The 16,222-nt window shown below is 75.5% G+C and carries 16 protein-coding genes; 7 read left to right on the top strand and 9 right to left on the bottom strand.

All coding sequences use genetic code 11. From position 1 onward, the window contains the following. The first annotated feature begins 97 nt into the window (after positions 1–97). Positions 98–556 carry an RrF2 family transcriptional regulator gene (locus tag KG102_RS17390; protein WP_208213162.1) on the top strand — a complete coding sequence of 153 codons (459 nt, stop codon included), beginning with the start codon at positions 98–100 and terminating at the stop codon, positions 554–556. Here the strand turns inward: KG102_RS17390 and hemL are convergent, their stop codons facing one another. The 6 genes from hemL to hemE all read right to left on the bottom strand — a co-directional run bounded on the left by hemL (position 557) and on the right by hemE (position 7,193). Further along, positions 557–1,891 (bottom strand): glutamate-1-semialdehyde 2,1-aminomutase, encoded by a 1,335-nt coding sequence (hemL, locus tag KG102_RS17385; protein ID WP_208290242.1) that lies wholly within the window; start codon positions 1,889–1,891, stop codon positions 557–559. After that, positions 1,888–2,874 (bottom strand): porphobilinogen synthase, encoded by a 987-nt coding sequence (hemB, locus tag KG102_RS17380; protein WP_208213160.1) that lies wholly within the window; start codon positions 2,872–2,874, stop codon positions 1,888–1,890. Before hemB ends, hemL begins: the two co-directional genes overlap by 4 nt. Beyond that, the gene (locus KG102_RS17375) at positions 2,874–3,701 is read right to left on the bottom strand and encodes a uroporphyrinogen-III synthase (RefSeq protein WP_208290243.1); all 828 of its coding nucleotides are present in this window, start codon (positions 3,699–3,701) and stop codon (positions 2,874–2,876) included. The genes hemB and KG102_RS17375 overlap by 1 nt, the downstream gene beginning before the upstream one ends. Beyond that, entirely contained in the window at positions 3,698–4,669 is a 972-nt protein-coding gene (hemC, locus tag KG102_RS17370) for a hydroxymethylbilane synthase (RefSeq protein ID WP_208290244.1), read from the bottom strand. Before hemC ends, KG102_RS17375 begins: the two co-directional genes overlap by 4 nt. Before the next feature lie 167 nt (positions 4,670–4,836). Beyond that, on the bottom strand, positions 4,837–6,126 hold the full coding sequence (locus KG102_RS17365) for a protoporphyrinogen/coproporphyrinogen oxidase (RefSeq protein ID WP_208290245.1): 1,290 nt from the start codon (positions 6,124–6,126) through the stop codon (positions 4,837–4,839). Between the two features lie 2 nt (positions 6,127–6,128). Then, positions 6,129–7,193 carry a uroporphyrinogen decarboxylase gene (gene hemE / locus KG102_RS17360; protein WP_208213156.1) on the bottom strand — a complete coding sequence of 355 codons (1,065 nt, stop codon included), beginning with the start codon at positions 7,191–7,193 and terminating at the stop codon, positions 6,129–6,131. A gap of 46 nt (positions 7,194–7,239) precedes the next feature. Here hemE and KG102_RS17355 point away from each other — a divergent pair, with 46 nt between their 5' ends. Continuing rightward, on the top strand, positions 7,240–8,502 hold the full coding sequence (locus KG102_RS17355; RefSeq protein WP_208290246.1) for a glutamyl-tRNA reductase: 1,263 nt from the start codon (positions 7,240–7,242) through the stop codon (positions 8,500–8,502). 100 nt (positions 8,503–8,602) lie between these two features. On the opposite strand, the gene KG102_RS17350 is transcribed toward KG102_RS17355, so the two are convergent. Then, positions 8,603–9,457 (bottom strand): hypothetical protein, encoded by an 855-nt coding sequence (locus KG102_RS17350; protein WP_243886025.1) that lies wholly within the window; start codon positions 9,455–9,457, stop codon positions 8,603–8,605. A 234-nt stretch (positions 9,458–9,691) separates the two neighbouring features. Then, positions 9,692–11,113: an adenylosuccinate lyase gene (purB, locus tag KG102_RS17345; protein ID WP_208290247.1), complete on the bottom strand. Its 1,422-nt coding sequence runs from the start codon at positions 11,111–11,113 to the stop codon at positions 9,692–9,694. An 84-nt stretch (positions 11,114–11,197) separates the two neighbouring features. On the opposite strand from purB, the gene KG102_RS17340 reads away from it, so the two are divergent. From KG102_RS17340 to KG102_RS17320, 5 genes are read left to right on the top strand one after another with little or no spacing between them, the layout of a single operon-like run. Continuing rightward, entirely contained in the window at positions 11,198–11,911 is a 714-nt protein-coding gene (locus tag KG102_RS17340) for a DUF4129 domain-containing protein (protein WP_208290248.1), read from the top strand. Next, positions 11,908–12,402, top strand: a complete 495-nt coding sequence (locus tag KG102_RS17335; protein ID WP_208290249.1) for a hypothetical protein — start codon at positions 11,908–11,910, stop codon at positions 12,400–12,402. The genes KG102_RS17340 and KG102_RS17335 overlap by 4 nt, the downstream gene beginning before the upstream one ends. Then, complete coding sequence (locus KG102_RS17330; RefSeq protein ID WP_208290250.1) at positions 12,399–13,379, top strand: AAA family ATPase; 981 nt, start codon at positions 12,399–12,401, stop codon at positions 13,377–13,379. The genes KG102_RS17335 and KG102_RS17330 overlap by 4 nt, the downstream gene beginning before the upstream one ends. After that, positions 13,376–14,653 (top strand): DUF58 domain-containing protein, encoded by a 1,278-nt coding sequence (locus KG102_RS17325; RefSeq protein WP_208290251.1) that lies wholly within the window; start codon positions 13,376–13,378, stop codon positions 14,651–14,653. Before KG102_RS17330 ends, KG102_RS17325 begins: the two co-directional genes overlap by 4 nt. Continuing rightward, positions 14,650–15,159 carry a hypothetical protein gene (locus tag KG102_RS17320; protein WP_208213148.1) on the top strand — a complete coding sequence of 170 codons (510 nt, stop codon included), beginning with the start codon at positions 14,650–14,652 and terminating at the stop codon, positions 15,157–15,159. The genes KG102_RS17325 and KG102_RS17320 overlap by 4 nt, the downstream gene beginning before the upstream one ends. On the opposite strand, the gene KG102_RS17315 is transcribed toward KG102_RS17320, so the two are convergent. Next, positions 15,156–16,112 carry an EamA family transporter gene (locus KG102_RS17315; protein ID WP_208290252.1) on the bottom strand — a complete coding sequence of 319 codons (957 nt, stop codon included), beginning with the start codon at positions 16,110–16,112 and terminating at the stop codon, positions 15,156–15,158. The genes KG102_RS17320 and KG102_RS17315 overlap by 4 nt on opposite strands. Positions 16,113–16,222 lie beyond the last annotated feature (110 nt).

Raw genomic sequence — 16,222 nt, 5'->3', positions numbered from 1 at the left:
CTTCCTGGGGTCGGGCCGTCGGTCGAGCGGGTGCAATCTTCGCAACACGGTACCCCTAGGGGGTATTCCCGACGGTGCGCGGTGCACAATCGACCGCATGCGGGTCTCGGCGAAGGCGGACTATGCGGTGCGGGCGTGCGCCGAGCTCGCGGCGTCCCCGCACGGCGAGCCGGTGCGCGCCGACGACCTGGCCGCCGGTCAGCAGCTGCCCGTGGCGTTCCTGGAGCGGATCCTGGGCGACCTGCGCCGCGGGGGCGTGGTGACCAGCGTCCGCGGGCGGGCCGGCGGCTACCGGCTGGGCCGGCCGGCGACCGAGATCACGCTGGCCGACGTCATCCGCGCCGTCGACGGTCCGCTGGTCACCGTGCGCGACGAGCGGCCGACCGCGCTCGAGTACGGCGGCTCGGCGCGCGCGCTGCTCGACGTCTGGGTGGCGCTGCGCGTCAGCGTGCGGGACGTGCTCGACCAGGTCACCCTCGCTGACCTCGTCTCAGGTGACCTGCCCCCGCACGTGCGGGACCTGGGCGCCCGCGAGGACGCCTGGGTCAACCCGTAGTCAGGGGGCGGTGGCCTGCGCCGCGGCGCGGACCGCGGCCGGCAGCGCCGAGACGATGCGGTCGACCGCGGCGTCGTCGTGCGCGGCCGAGACGAACCACGCCTCGAACGGCGACGGCGGCGCGTACACCCCGGACTCGAGCAGCGAGTGGAAGAACGGTGCGTACCGCCACGACTCGGTGGCCAGCACGGACGCGTAGTCGCGCGCGCCCTGCGCGGCCACGCCGGCGCCGAAGAAGGTGCTGAACAGGTTGCCGCCCCACTGGACCGCGTGCGGCACCCCCTCGGCCGAGAGGGCGGTGGTGAGCTCGGCGCGCAGCTGGGCGGCGACGGCGTCGACCCGCGTGTACACGTCCGCGTCCGCCAGCCGCAGCGTGGCCAGGCCCGCGGCGGTGGCCACCGGGTTCCCGGACAACGTGCCCGCCTGGTAGACGGGACCCACCGGGGCCAGCAGCGACATGACGTCCCGGCGCCCGCCGACGGCCGCCACGGGCAGCCCGCCACCGATGACCTTGCCGAATGTGTGCAGGTCCGCCGACCAGCCCTCCCGCAGGCCCTCCAGGCCCCACCAGCCGGAGTAGCCGACGCGGAAGCCCGTGAGCACCTCGTCCTGGATCAGCAGCGCGCCGTGCGCGAGCGTGATGCGACGCAGCGCGGCGTTGTAGCCGGGCAGCGGCGGGACGACGCCCATGTTGGCCGGCGCCGCCTCGGTGATGACGGCGGCGATGCGCTCGCCGTGCTCGGCGAAGACCGCCTCGACGGCCTCGACGTCGTTGTAGGGCACCACGATCGTCTCGCCGGCGACCGCGGCGGAGACGCCGGCCGAGTCGGGCAGGCCGAGGGTGGCCACGCCGGACCCGGCGGAGGCGAGCAGTGCGTCCACGTGGCCGTGGTAGCAGCCCGCGAACTTCACGACGAGGTCGCGGCCCGTGAACGCGCGCGCCAGGCGCAGCGCCGTCATGGTCGCCTCGGTGCCGGTGGACACCAGGCGCACCTTCTCGGCCGGGGGGACCCGCGAGCGGATCTCGTCGACCAGGTCGACCTCCGTGACGGTCGGGGCGCCGAAGCTCAGGCCCCGGCCGGCGGCCTCGCGGACCGCCTCCACGACCTGCGGGTGCGCGTGCCCGAGCAGCGCGGGACCCCAGGAGCCGACGAGGTCGACGTACTCGTTGCCGTCCACGTCGGTGACGTAGGCGCCCTGCGCCGACGCGAGGAACCGCGGCGTCCCGCCCACGTTGCCGTACGCGCGCACCGGGGAGTTGACACCGCCGGGGATGACGGACTGCGCGCGCGCGAAGGCTGACGCGCTGGTCGTCGCGTTGGTGGTGACGCTCATCGGATCTCCTCCGCCAGCCAACCGGCCAGCTCAGTCGCGCTGTAGGTGAGGACGTGATCGGCACCGGCGCGGCGGATGCTGAGCACGGACTCCAGGATCGCCCGTCTGCGCTCGATCCAGCCGCGCGCGGCTGCGGCCTCGATCATGGCGTACTCGCCGGACACCTGGTAGGCCGCGACGGGAACTGTCGACATCGCGGCCACGTCGGACAGGATGTCGAGGTACGCCAGGGCCGGCTTGACCATGACGACGTCGGCGCCCTCGGCCAGGTCGATGGCCACCTCCCGGACGGCCTCGCGACGGTTCGCCGGATCCATCTGGTACGTCCGGCGGTCACCCTCGAGCTGCGAGTCCACCGCCTCGCGGAACGGACCGTAGAACGCGGACGCGTACTTGGCGGCGTAGGCCAGGACGGCGACGTCCTCACGGCCGGCGGCGTCCAGGGCGTCCCGCACGTACCCGACCTGGCCGTCCATCATCCCGGACAGCCCGACGAGGTGCGCCCCCGCCTCGGCCTGGGCGAGGGCCATCTCGGCGTACCGGACCAGCGTCGCGTCGTTGTCCACGGCGCCGCCGGGCGTCAGGACGCCGCAGTGCCCGTGGTCGGTGAACTCGTCGAGGCACAGGTCGGCCTGCACGACGAGCGCGTCGCCCACCTCCGCGACGGTGTCCGCGATGGCGACGTTGAGGATGCCGTCGGGGTCCGTGGCCTGCGAGCCGGTCGCGTCCCGCACCGACGGGATCGCGAAGAGCATGACGCCACCGAGCCCGGCGTCCGCCGCCTCGGTGACCGCGCGACGCAGCGAGTCGCGGGTGTGCTGCAGCACGCCCGGCATGGAGCTGATCTCGTGCGGCTCGGACAGGCCCTCCTTGACGAACACCGGCAGCACCAGCTGCGCGGCCTCCAGGCGGGTCTCGGCGGTCAGGCGGCGCATCGCGGGGGTGGCGCGCAGCCGACGGGGACGGACGCGACGTCCGGTCATCACAGCTCCTCGGGGCTGGTGGCGGGGGCGGGCAGGACCGTCGTGGCGGCCCGGGTGAGGGCGTCGACCATGCCGAGCATGGTCTGCTCGGTCGCCACGCCGGCGAGGGGGAGGCCGAGGCGCGCGGCCTCCGCGGCGGTGGACGGGCCGATGCCGATCAGGAACGTGCTCGTCGGCGGCGGCCCCAGGCGGGCGGCCAGCTCGCGCACGGTGCTGGCCGACGTGAGCAGCGCCGCGCGGATCGTGCCGTCGGACCAGGACTCGCGCACCTCGGCGGGCGGCGGTGCGGCGGGCACGGTCCGGTAGGCGACGACGTCCGTCACGTCCCAGCCCCGCTGCCGCAGACCGTCGGTGACGGTCGTCGCGGCCAGGTCGCCGCGGGGGAACAGCACGCGGGCGGGTTCGGTCGGCTCGGGCCACGCGTCGACCAGCGCGCGCGACGTGGACGCTCCGCGCGGCACCAGTGCGGGCTCGACGCCGACGTCCCGCAGGGCCCGCGCGGTGCCGGGGCCGATGGCAGCGACGCGCACGTGCCCGTCGGCCAGGAGCTGGGCGAGGCCGCCGGCGGTCTCCTGCGCGCGGTCCACCAGCACCGGGACGGCAGCCGCGCTGGTGAGTACCAACCAGCCGTACCAGCCGGACTCGAGCGCCAGCAGGGCGTCGTCCAGCTCGGTCGGGTCCTCGGGCGGCACCGTCTCGATGAGGGGCACCACGACCGCCTCGGCACCGGCGGCCGCGAGCGCCACGACCGCGGGGCTGCGACCGGCCGCCGGCCGCGGCACCAGCACGCGCCAGCCCGCCAGCGGGAGCGCGGGTGTCGTCGTCACCGGGCGGCCCCCAGGAAGGCCAGGTCGGCGGCGCCCGCGTCGAGCAGGATCTCGGCCAGCTCGGTGCCGAGCCGGTGGGCGTCCGCCACACCGTCCGCGCCGAGCGCGATGGTCCGGCCGCGGCGCAGGATCGCACCCCCGTCCGGTCGGACGATGACGGCGTCGAGGCGCAGGGTGCGTCCGTCGCCGGCCAGGTGGGCGTCGGCGCCGATCGGGGCGGCGCAGCCCGCCTCCAGCCGACCGAGCAGCGCACGCTCGGCGACGACCGCCAGCCGGGTCGGCCGGTGGTCGAGCAGGCGCAGGGCGCGCGCCAGCGGCGCATCGGCGGGCAGGTCGGACCGGACCTCGACGGCCAGCGCACCCTGCCCGGGGGCGGGCGCCATGACGTCGGGCGTGAACTCCTGCGTGACGGCCTCGAGCCGGCCCAGGCGTGCGAGCCCGGCGCGCGCGAGCACCACCGCGTCGAGGTCGCCGGGCCCGGTGGCTGAGCCGGCGACCCGGCCGAGCCGCGTGTCGACGTTGCCGCGGATGTCGACGACCGTGAGGTCCGGCCGGACCGCGAGGAGCTGGGCCGCCCGGCGGGGGGAGCCGGTGCCCACCCGGGCGCCGGTCGGCAGGCGGTCGAGGGTCAGCCCGTCCCGGGCGCACAGGGCGTCGGACGGGTCCTCGCGCGGCGGGACCGCACCGAGCACGAGGCCGTCGGGGTCACCCGTCGGCAGGTCCTTGAGCGAGTGCACCGCCACGTCGCACCGGCCGTCGAGGAGGGCGTCGCGCAGCGCCGCGACGAACACCCCGGTGCCCCCGAGGCTCTGCAGCGAGCCCGTCAGCCGGTCGCCGTCCGTGCGGACGCGGACGGTCTCGAGGGTGAGGTCGCCACGGCCGAGCGCCGCGAGGGCGTCGACCACGTGGCCGGTCTGCGTGAGTGCGAGCGCGCTGGCGCGCGTGCCGACGAGGACGTGCTGAGGCATACCGCCAGTGTCCCTCTCGGTCGCGGGGATGTCGAAGTCGCAGGAGAATCCACAAAAGTCGTGGCCTGGTCCTGACAATCTGTCAGAAAATGACGGGGAAAATGTGACCCACGGCATTCTTGCGCCGCATCACGACGCGTTGTCAGAAAATGCCGACGGAATGCGCGTCAGATCATGGCGCGGGCTGCCGCCCTGGCCTGCGGGACCACCGACGCGAGCCCGTTGCCGGCGACCCACGCGCCGCACACGGTCACGCCCGGCAGCTGGTCGACCGAGGCGCGCACCGCCGCGACCACCCGCGCGTGCTCGGCGCTCGGCCGCGGCAGGGCCTGGGTCCACCGCACGACCGCCGAGCCCAGCAGCTGGTCACGCCCCAGCGGCGTGCCCAGGAGGACCGCGGCGTCCCGCAGGGCGGTGTCCACGTCGGGCCGGACGTCCTGCCCGGACCGCCCGTAGGACAGCCGGACCACGTGCCGTCCCGGGCCCGCGACCGCGGCCAGCCAGCCCCACTTGGCGGTGGCGTGCGTGAGCGCCTTGGCGGTCACGTCGGTGGACTCGCGTGCCACGAGCACACCGGTGCCCCGCGGGGCGGCGTCGAGCGCGGGGGCGTCGAGCACGAGGGTGACGAGCGTGACCGGGGTCCCGGGATCCGGCGTGCCCACGCTCAGGCCGAGCAGGTCCACGGCCGCCGGGGTGGCCAGGACCCACCGGTCCGTGCGCTCGCTCTCGAGCGACGTGACGGTCGCGCCGCAGCGGACGGTGCCGCCGCGGGCCTCGATGTCCGCCACCAGGGCCTCGACCAGCACGTGCAGGCCACCGTCGATCCCCTGCACGGCCGAGCCGGCCGGTGCCGACGCCCGCAGGCTGCGGACCGCCCGGGCCAGCGAGCCGCGCTCGCGGCGCAGGGCGGCCGGCAGCCCGGGTGAGACCGCGTCGACGGCGAGCTCGTCGGGGTCCGCGGCGTGCACCCCGCCGACCACCGGCCGCACCAGGCGGTCCAGCACGCGGGTCCCCATCCGCCGCCGCACCAGCGCGCCGAGCGTGGCCTCGTCGCTGGCGGGGAGCACCAGGTCCAGGCTCGCCCGCAGCGCGCCGAGCGGCCCGAGCGTGGCGCGCACGTCGGCGGCCAGCGGGTCGGCCGGGATGCCCAGCAGGCCGGTGCGCGGCAGGGGGCCGTCGCCGTGCGGCAGGTGCACCCAGGAGCCGACGGGCTCGGGCGTCCGGACGCGAGCCGCCAAGCCCAGCTCGTCGAGCAGCTCGGCCACCACACCGCCGCGCGTGGCGAAGGACTCCGCCCCGGCGTCGAGCCGCAGACCGGCGACCGTGTGCCCGGCGACCGCCCCGCCCGGGGCGTCGCGCTGCTCCAGGACGAGCGTCCGCAGGCCGGCGTGCACCAGCTCGCGCGCGGCGACGAGGCCGGCGACCCCGCCGCCGACGACGACCGCGTCCCAGGCCATCGTCAGATCTCGTGGACCAGGCGGGCCACCCGCGTGAGCACGGTGGGGTCGGTGTCCGGCGGGACCCCGTGACCGAGGTTCACCACGTGGCCGGGCGCCGTGGCACCGCGGGCGACGACGTCCCGGACGTGCGCCTCCAGGACCGGCCACGGGGCCGCGAGCAGCGCCGGGTCGATGTTGCCCTGCAGCGGGGTCGTGCCGCCCAGGCGGCGGTTGGCCTCGTCGAGCGGGAGGCGGTAGTCGACGCCGATCACGTCGGCGCCGACGTCCCGCATGGCGCCGAGCAGCTCGCTGGTGCCCGTGCCGAAGTGCACCTTGCGCACCCCCAGGTCGGCCACGTGGCTCAGCGCGCGGCTGGACGCGGGCGCCACGTGCGCCGTGTAGTCGCCGAGGCCGAGCGAGCCGGCCCACGAGTCGAACAGCTGCGTCGCGCTCGCGCCGGCCAGCACCTGCGCCCGCAGGAACGCGCCGGTCACGTCGGCGGCCCACTCGGTCAGCGCCGTCCACGTGGCCGGGTCGGCGTGCATCAGCGTGCGGGCCGCGAGGTGGTCGCGCGACGGGCCACCCTCCACCAGGTAGGCCGCGAGCGTGAACGGCGCACCCGCGAAGCCGATCAGCGGCGTCGCGCCGAGGGCGGCGACCGTCAGCGCGACACCGTCCGAGACGGGCTGCAGCGCCTCCGGGGTCAGCGGACCGAGGTCGCGCAGGCGCGCCACGTCGTCGGCCGTGCGGACTGTGGATCCCATCACAGGGCCCACACCGGGCTGGATCTCCACGTCGACACCGGCGAGCTTGAGCGGCACGACGATGTCGGAGAAGAAGATCGCCGCGTCCACGTCGTGGCGTCGCACCGGCTGCAGGGTGATCTCGCTGGCCAGCGCGGGATCCAGGCAGGCGTCGAGCATGGCGGTGCCGACGCGCGCCTCGCGGTACTCGGGCAGCGAACGGCCGGCCTGTCGCATGAACCACACCGGCCGCCTCGCGGGCTGCTTCCCGCAATAGGCGCGGACCAGCGAAGAATTCGTCGTCCGGCCGTCTGCGAGGGGGTGCGAGGAAGGAAGGTTCACGCTGCCGATTGTGCCGGACAAATGTCGGGATGATTAACTCGGGCACGTGGTGCTGCTGTCCCTCGCCGCCAGCCACCACGACCTCGACCTCGATGTGCTGGAACGTCTCTCGACGGATGTCCACGCCGTCGCGTCCGAGCTCGTGGCGTCGGCCGCGTCCGTGTCCGGTGCCGTCGTCCTGGCGACGTGCAACCGGTTCGAGCTGTACCTGGAGGTCGACGACGCGGCGCACACCCCCGCCGCGATCGCCGCCGCGGCGCACGCCGTCGCCGGCCGCTCGGGCTACACGGTCGACCAGGTGAGCTCCCACCTGCGGGTCAGCACCGGGACCGACGCCGCCGTCCACCTGTTCTCCGTCGCCAGCGGCCTCGACTCGATGGTCGTGGGCGAGCGGGAGATCGCCGGTCAGGTCCGCCGTGCGCTGAGCACCGCCCGTCGCGACCAAACCACCACGTCCGCGCTCGAGTCGTTGTTCCAGGCAGCCTCGCGCGTCTCCCGGCTGGTCGAGAGCCGCACCGGGCTGGGGGCGACCGGCCGCTCCGTGGTGGGCGTGGCGCTCGACATCGCCGAGCAGCACCTGCCGGACTGGCGCGATGTGCGCTGCGTGCTGATCGGGACCGGCTCCTACGCCGGGGCCTCGCTCGCGGCACTGAAGGCCCGCGGCGCCGGCGACGTCCGGGTCTACTCGACGTCCGGCCGCGCGGGCGCGTTCGCCGCGGCCCGTGGCGTCCGCTCGCTGCCCGCGTCGGCCGACCTGGCCGCCGAGGTGGCCGAGGTCGACCTGGTCGTCGCCTGCAGCGGCGCCGCGGGGGCGGTGCTCGGCGTCGACGCGCTCGCGGCGGCCCGCACTGGCTCCTCCGCTCCGCTGACCGTGGTCGACCTGGCGCTGCGGCACGACGTCGATCCCGGTGTCCGCACCCTGCCCGGCGTCCGGCTGGTCAGCCTGCATACGGTCGCCGAGCACGCGCCGGCCGAGCACGCCGCCGTGCAGACCGCGCGCACCGTGGTGCTCGAGGCGGCCGAGGCCTACGAGGCCGACCGCCGGGTCCGAGACTGGAACCCGGCCGTGGTCGCTGAGCGGACCCGCGTCCTGGGCGGGCTGGAAGCCGCGTTGAGCGGGCTCCCGGCCGAGCTGCGGGACGAGCGGACCGAACGGGCGCTGCGCCGGCGCACCCGCGCGGCGCTGCACGCGCCGACGGTCCGTGCCCGGGAGGCCGCCCGCGCCGGGGATGCGGCGAGGTACGCGGCCGCGCTCGCGGAGCTGGCCGCGATCCCGGTGCCGACCGTGGTGGCCGACGCGCGGGGCTGACGACGCTGGCGGATGAAGCAGCGTGCCGGGCCTGGACGGGGGGGAGGGCCAGGCCCGGCACGCGTTCCGGGGGGTCACACGAGTGCTGGCGTGACCCCGGTCATGAGCGGACCACCTGCTGGCGCGGTGCAGCGGGTCCGGGAGCCCAGGTGTGCGGTACCACCTGGTTGGTCTGGATGTCGGTGAGCTCGGCGGCGTAGACGATGCCCTCGTAGACGCCGGCCTCGACCCGGTTGAGGTGGAGGCGCTCGGCCCGCTCGATGTCGTCCCCGAGGTGGGAGATCCGGGCGACGACGTAGCGCTGGGCGTCCTGCCACTGGTCGACGACGCGGACGCTGAGGCCGTTCCAGCGTGCGGTGAGGTCCAGCTCGAACAGCTCGGTGACGTCCTCGCGTGCCACGCGGCGGTACCAGCGCCCCGACGGGGACTGGTGGAACCCGGTCTCGGCGAGCGGCGGGTTGGCCAGCGCCAGGACGACCGTGTGGCCGTTGTCGACCACGTCGGCCTCGAGGTACGCACCGTGCCACTTGGCGACCGGACCGACGCAGCGGGACAGCGAGGCGAGCGAGGGCCGGGACACGCCCTGCTGCGTGACGGTCCAGCCGGCGCCGACGTCGCCGTACCGCGCCAGCATCGTCGACGTGCCGTTGTCGTAGATGCGGACGAGCTCGGCGCCCGGGGGGATGCGGGAGTGCCGCAGCCACCACAGCGGGAGGATGTAGCCGGGGACGTCGCGGTACTGGAGCTGGGGGGACGACTCGAAGCGGAGCACGTCGATCGAGCGGTCGTACGGGCTGAAGGGTGAGCCCTCGTAGCCGAGGCCGTGGACCTCGAACAGCTGGGCCGGCGTCGTCGCGAAGGCGACGTCCTCGGCCCGCACGACGTAACCGGCCAGGCGGTCATGGCCCGCGGTGAGGTGTGCGCGGGTGAGCGCTGGGGTGATCGCCTTCTGCATGAGCGTCACGATGGGCATCCTCGCCGGGAATGGGGTGAACCGGATCTTTCCGACCAGTCGGTGCACGATTGTGCAGCCGCTACAGGGCGGCTGTCCAGGAGTCGCCACTCATTCGTGTGAATTGGCAGGTCAGAGGGTGTGAGAGCGATTCCCGTCGAAGCGCTTCTCTTATGACCGCCGACGAGCAGAAGCGGGGCCGTCCGGGGTGATCGTCACCCGGATGGAGCAGCGTGCTCAGGCGTCCAGGTAACTGACCAGTACGTTTGCCAGCCCGGTGTACGACGCGGGCGTCAGGACGGCCAGCCGCGCGGCGACGTCGTCGGGAAGGCCCAGACCGCCTATGAACTCCCGCATGTCGTCCGCGGTCAGGCGGCGCCCGCGGGTCAGCTCCTTGAGCCGCTCGTAGGGGTTCTCCATGCCCGTGACGCCCGCCACGGACGCCGCGCGCATCGCCGACTGGACGGGCTCGCCGAGCACCTCCCAGTTCTCGTCGAGCTCGCGGGCGAGCAGCGCCTCGTCGACCGACAGGCCGCGCAGGCCGCGCGCCACGTTGTCGATGGCCAGCAGCGAGTGCCCGAACGCCGGACCGATGTTGCGCTGCGTGGTCGAGTCGGTCAGGTCGCGCTGCAGGCGGCTGGTCACCAGCGTGCTGGCCAGGGTGTCCAGCAGGGCCGACGACAGCTCGAGGTTCGCCTCGGCGTTCTCGAACCGGATGGGGTTGACCTTGTGCGGCATGGTCGAGGACCCGGTCGCGCCGGCCACGGGGATCTGGATGAAGACCCCACGCGAGATGTACGTCCACACGTCGGTGGCCAGGTTGTGCAGCACCCGGTTGAACCGCGCCACGTCGGCGTAGAGCTCGGCCTGCCAGTCGTGCGACTCGATCTGCGTGGTGAGCGGGTTCCAGGTCAGGCCCAGGTGCTCCACGAACGACTTGCTGACCGCGGGCCAGTCGGCGCCGGGCACCGCGACGACGTGCGCGCCGTAGGTGCCGGTCGCGCCGTTGAGCTTGCCCAGGTACTCGTCGTGACCGATTCGCACGAGCTGGCGGCGGAGCCGGTGCGCGAGGACCGCGAGCTCCTTGCCGAGCGTCGTCGGCGTCGCCGGCTGCCCGTGCGTGAGGGCGAGCATCGGCTGGTCGCGCAGGGCGCGCGCGAGCTCGGCCACCTGGTCGACGAGCGCGGTCGCCGCCGGGGTCCACACCTCCTGCACCGCGCCGCGGACCATCAGCGCGTACGACAGGTTGTTGATGTCCTCGCTCGTGCACCCGAAGTGCACGAGCTCGCCGACCTCGCGCAGCGCGGAGCCCTCGGGCGCGGCCGCGAGCCGGCTCTTGAGGAAGTACTCGACGGCCTTGACGTCGTGCACGGTGATCTTCTCGATCGCGGCCAGCTCGGCGACCTCGTCGGGACCGAACGTCGCCACCACGTCCCGCAGGTACGCGACGTCCGCGTCGGACAGCGTCGGGGCGCCGGGGACGACCTGGTGCTGGGCCAGGTGGATGAGCCACTCGACCTCGACGTGCACGCGCTCGCGGTTGAGCGCCGCCTCGCTGAGGTGGTCGACCAGCGGGGCCACCGCGGCGCGGTAGCGGCCGTCGAGCGGGCCGAGGGCGATCGGGGGCGTGACGTCCGCGAGCCGGACACGAGGGGACATGGGGGCATCATCCCAGAGCACGGTGATCACTCAGTAGCCTGTCCGGGCCGGCGCAGCCGCCGGTCCCCGACGACGAGGAGCCCCGTGGCGCCCCAGGCACGCAGGCCGAGCGCTGTGCTGCTGGTCGGAGCGTTCGTGGTGGTGGCCGTCGTCGGCGCGGCCCTGGCCGGACCGTTCCAGCCGCGGCAGCGCAGTGACGACGAGGTCTTCACGATCCCGCCGCCGGCCGCCCCCACGGCCACGACCACCCCGATCCCGACAGCGCCCGGGCTGGGCGGGGCGCAGGAGCCGATCGAGGCGCAGCGCTGGATCTACCTCGTGGCCATCGCCGTGGTCGGTGCCCTGCTGGTGCTCGGGTTCGCCCTGCTGGCCCGGCGGCTGCGGACGCTGTGGCAGCGACGCGCACCCCGTGAGGTCGACACCGCGGTGCCGGACGTGGAGCTCGGGGGTGACGTCCTGGACGGCGCGACGCCCGCGCTGCGTGAGGGGGTCCGGCGCGCGGCGCAGGTGCTGGACGACGACGTGCCACCCGGGGACGCGGTGATCGCCGCGTGGGTGGCGCTCGAGGCGTCCGCGGAGCGCAGCGGGCTGGTGCGGGACCGGGCGCAGACGGCGACGGAGTTCACCGTCGAGGTCCTCGGCACCACGCCCGCCGACCCCGGTGCGACGCGGGACCTCCTGCAGCTGTACCTCGCGGCGCGGTACTCCGAGCATGTGCTCACCGACGACGACGTGGCGCGCGCGCGCGCCAGCCTGGCGGCGATCGCCGACGACCTCGGACGGCGGGCGGGCGCGTGAGGTGGGACTGGCGGCCCGCGGCGGGGTTCGTCGCGGGTGCCGTCGTCGCCTGGGCCGTGGGGTTCGCCGTCGCGACGTCGGCGCTGCTCGGCCTGCTCGTCGCCGCGGGTGTCCTGGTGCTCACGCGCCTGGACGGCACGCCCGACCCGGGGTGGGAGCGCGAGCGCCTGGACCGCCGGCACGGAGCGCGCGGCGAGGTGCAGGACCTGGCGTGGGCCATGGTCGGTCGCGACGGCCGGATCGGCGAGCGCGTGCTGCGGCGGCTGCGCGAGGTCGCGCGCCGCCGGCTGGCCAGGCACGGGCTGGTGCTCGACGACCCGGCGGCGCAGCGGCTCCTCGGCACCCGCGCGGTGCACACCCTGACCCGCACGCAGTCACCCCTGCCGACCGTCGCGGACGTGCGGCACACCATCGACGTGCTCGACCGCCTGGGACCCAGGCGAGCAGACCCGACCGACCACCCGCCCCGCGAGGAAGACTCCCCTTCATGACCGAACAGCCCACCACCCTGACCGTCGCGCAGGTCGCGAGCCTGGGCACCGCCGTGCTCGACGAGGTCGGCACGCTCGTCGTCGGGATGCGCGAGCCCCTCACCGTCGCGCTCGCGGCCGTCCTCGGTGGCGGCCACGTGCTGTTCGAGGACGTGCCCGGGCTGGGCAAGACGCTGGCGGCGCGCAGCCTGGCCACCGCACTGGGGCTGACGTTCCGGCGCGTGCAGTGCACCCCCGACCTCCTGCCGTCGGACATCACGGGATCCAGCGTCTTCGACCCCGCGACCGCGTCGTTCGCGTTCCGGCCCGGCCCGGTGTTCGCCGGCCTCCTGCTGGCCGACGAGATCAACCGGACCGCCCCCAAGACGCAGTCGGCCCTGCTGGAGGCCATGGCCGAGCGCCAGGTCACGGTGGACGGGGAGACGTACCAGCTGCCCGACCCGTTCCACGTGGTCGCGACCTCCAACCCGGTCGAGTACGAGGGCACCTACCCGCTGCCCGAGGCGCAGCTCGACCGGTTCATGGTCCGGATCGCCGTCGGGTACCCGGACCGGGACGGCGAGGTGGACGTGCTCTCGCGCCGGCTCGCACGGCGCCAGGAGCAGGGTTCCGTCCGCACGGTCGTCGACGCGGCGACGCTGCGCCAGATGCAGGCCGGTGTCGAGGCCGTGACCGTCGACCCCGACATCCTGCGGTACTGCGTGGACCTGGCCGCGGCCACCCGGGCGCACGACGCCGTCGAGGTCGGTGCGTCGCCACGCGGGTCGCAGTCGCTCGTGCTGGTCGCGCGCTCGCTCGCCGTGCTGGCCGGCCGCGACTTCGTGACGCCCGAGGACGTCAAGTCCGCCGCCGTCCCGGCTCTCGCTCACCGGCTCTCGCTGACCCCGCAGGCGTGGGCCACCGGCACCGCGCCACAGGGCGTCGTCGCGGACGTCCTGACACGGGTGGCGGGGCCGACGACGGCACGCCGCCTGTGACGACCACCTGGGCGCGCTCGCGGGCGGCGGCGGCCGGGGTGGTCGTCGGCCTGGTGCTGCTCGCCGTCGGCGCGCTGCTCGGGCGACCGGACGTGGCCGTGCTCGGGGCGGCGCCGCTGGTGGCGGGCGTGCGCGACTGGCACCGCCGGCCGTCCACCGGCCCGGTCGTGCGGCTCGAGGCGTCGGACGTGCAGCCCGCCGCGGGGACCCTGCGTGCGGACGTCGTGGTCGAGTCGCCCTCCGGGGTGCTCGTCGGTGTCCGACGCGGCGCGCGGTCCCTGGCGCGGGCCTGGGTGGTGGTCGACGGGACCCGGCGCCTGCCGCTCGTCGTGCGGACGGTCCGCACCGGTCCGCAGGAGCTCGCCTTCGTCGAGGCCCAGGGCGTCGGGCCTGGGGCCGCGAGCGTGTCGGAGCCGAGCCCGGGGGTGTCCCGCTCCGCGCTGGTGCTGCCCGCACCGCGCCCGCTGGGCGACCTGCCCCTGCCGCCACGGCTGCGGGGGCTCACCGGGGCGCACGAGTCCCGCCGCCCCGGCGAGGGCGGCGGTCTGCGCGACGTGCACCCGTTCTCGCCCGGTGACCGGCTGCGGCGGATCGACTGGCGGGTGACCGCGCGGCGCGCGCCCGACCTGCACGAGCTGTACGTCCGGCGTGAGCACGCGCTCGCCGAGGCGGTCGTGGTGCTGGTCGTGGACTCGCGCGACGACGTCGGGCCCGACCCGATGACCTGGCGGGGGTCGGTCCCCGCGCGTGCCGAGGAGCCGACGTCGCTCGACCTGGCGCGGCAGGCCGCCGCCTCCGCCGCGCAGGGCTTCCTCGACCTGGGCGACCGCGTCGGGCTCGACGACCTCGGGGCTGTCCGCCGCCCGCTGCCGCCGGGCGGCGGACGTCGTCAGCTGGACCGCATCCGGCACGCGCTGGCCCTGACCCGGCCGGAGGGCGACCCGCTGCGCCGGCTGCGGCCCCCGCAGCTCCCGTCGGGCGCGCTGGTCATGCTCTTCTCCACCTTCCTCGACGACGAGGCCGCCCACGTGGCGTCGGTCTGGCGCCGTGCGGGGCACCGCGTGGTCGCGGTGGACGTGCTGCCGACGCTGCGCGAGCGCCAGCTCGGGGAGCGCGAGCGGCTCGCGATGCGCCTGATCCGGATGGCGCGCGAGGACCGGCTGGCCGACCTGGCGGACCTCGACGTCGAGCTGGTGACGTGGCGGGACTCCCCGCAGGTCGCGCTCGCGTCGCTGGCGCGCCGGGCGCAGCGCCGGGCGGGGGCGTCCCGATGAGCGAGGTCGGCCTCGAGCTCGTCCGGCCCGTGCCGGCCTGGGCCGTGCGCGGGTCGCTCGCGGCGCTCGCGGCGAGTCTCCTGGCGGTCGCCTTCGGCGGGACCGGGCCGCGTCCGCACGCGGTGCTCGTGGTCGCGCTGGCCGCGCTGGTCGTCGCGACGACCGTCCTGCCCGGGCTCGGGCTGGCGGCGCTCGTCGTGCTGGTCGCCGGCACGCGGCTGCTCGTGGGGGACCCGCCGGCGCTGGGCGTCGTGCTCGCACTCGTGCTGCTGGTGCACCTGACCCTGTGGGCCGGTGCCGTCGCGGCGCGGACGTCCTGGCGGACTCGCGTGGAGCTCGCCGTGCTGGTGCGCGGGCTGCGCGAGGTGGCTCTGGTCCAGGTGGGGGCCCAGGTGCTCGCGGTCGTCGCGATGCTCCTGGTCGGGGTGGCACAGGGCGACCTGTGGCGGGCCGCCGCGCTGGTCGCCGCGATCACCCTCGCCGCGGTCCTGCTGCCTCGGCCCTAGGTGACGACCGTGTCCGGCAGGAGGGCCTGGTCCCGACTCCGCCGGGCGGTCTCCGCGAGCACCACGCCGGCGATCACGACGGCCCCGCCCACCAGCTGCACCGGCGTCATCGACTCGCCCAGCACGGCCCACGCCGCCGCCGAGGCCGCCACGGGCTCCACCATGCCGAGCAGGCCCGCGCGGGCGGCGCCCACCCGCTGGATGCCGACCAGGAACAGCAGGTAGGGCGCGACGGTGCCGAGCAGGACGATCCACGCGACCAGGAGCCACATCGGGGGCTGCAGCCCGGTGCCCGGCACCGCGACGTCGATGCTCAGCGTGCTCGTCGGGAAGGTCCACAGCGGCTGCAGGACCACCCAGAACAGGGCGGCGAACCCCAACGACCAGGCGTGCGTGGTCAGCGGGTCCCGCGTGGTCAGCAGCCGGTCGCCCAGTAGGTAGTAGGTGGCGAGCGCGACGGCGGCACCGACGGCGGCGAGCAGGCCCACGGCGTCCAGCCGGACGTCGTCGCCCACCTGTGCGACGAGCCCGAGCCCGGCCAGGCACGCGGCCAGCGCCCACCACACGCGGGCGCGCACCTGCTCGCGGAACACGTACCGCGCCCACAGCGCCACGATCAGTGGCGCCGTGTACTCGATGAGCAGCGCCAGCCCGACCGGCAGCCGGCTGATGGCCACGAGGTAGAACCACTGCACGAGCGCCACGCCGACGACGCCGAGCAGGGCCAGGACGGCCACCTCGCGCCTGCTCGCGGGCCGCAGCTTGCGCGGCGCCACGACGAGGGCGGCCGTGACGAGCACCACCGCGGAGCCCAGGCAGCGCAGCTCGACCAGCCGGGTGGGGCCGAGGCCGGCCTCCATCGCGAGCTTGGCCACGGTGCCGTTGACCGCGAACAGCAGGGACCCGGTGACGACGGCGACCACGCCGATCGCGGACGAGGAGGGGCGTGGCACCGCGCGAGCGTAGTGGCCGGTCACCCGTCGAGCCGCCCACAACCCACGCACGGCACGTCGTGTCCACCGGGTGGCGGGCGGATGGGCCGTGGCGCCGTCGCCGGTCCTAC

Source organism: Cellulomonas fengjieae (genome assembly GCF_018388465.1).
GTDB classification, from domain to species: domain Bacteria; phylum Actinomycetota; class Actinomycetes; order Actinomycetales; family Cellulomonadaceae; genus Cellulomonas; species Cellulomonas fengjieae.
This window is presented reverse-complemented; position numbering and strand designations above follow the sequence as displayed.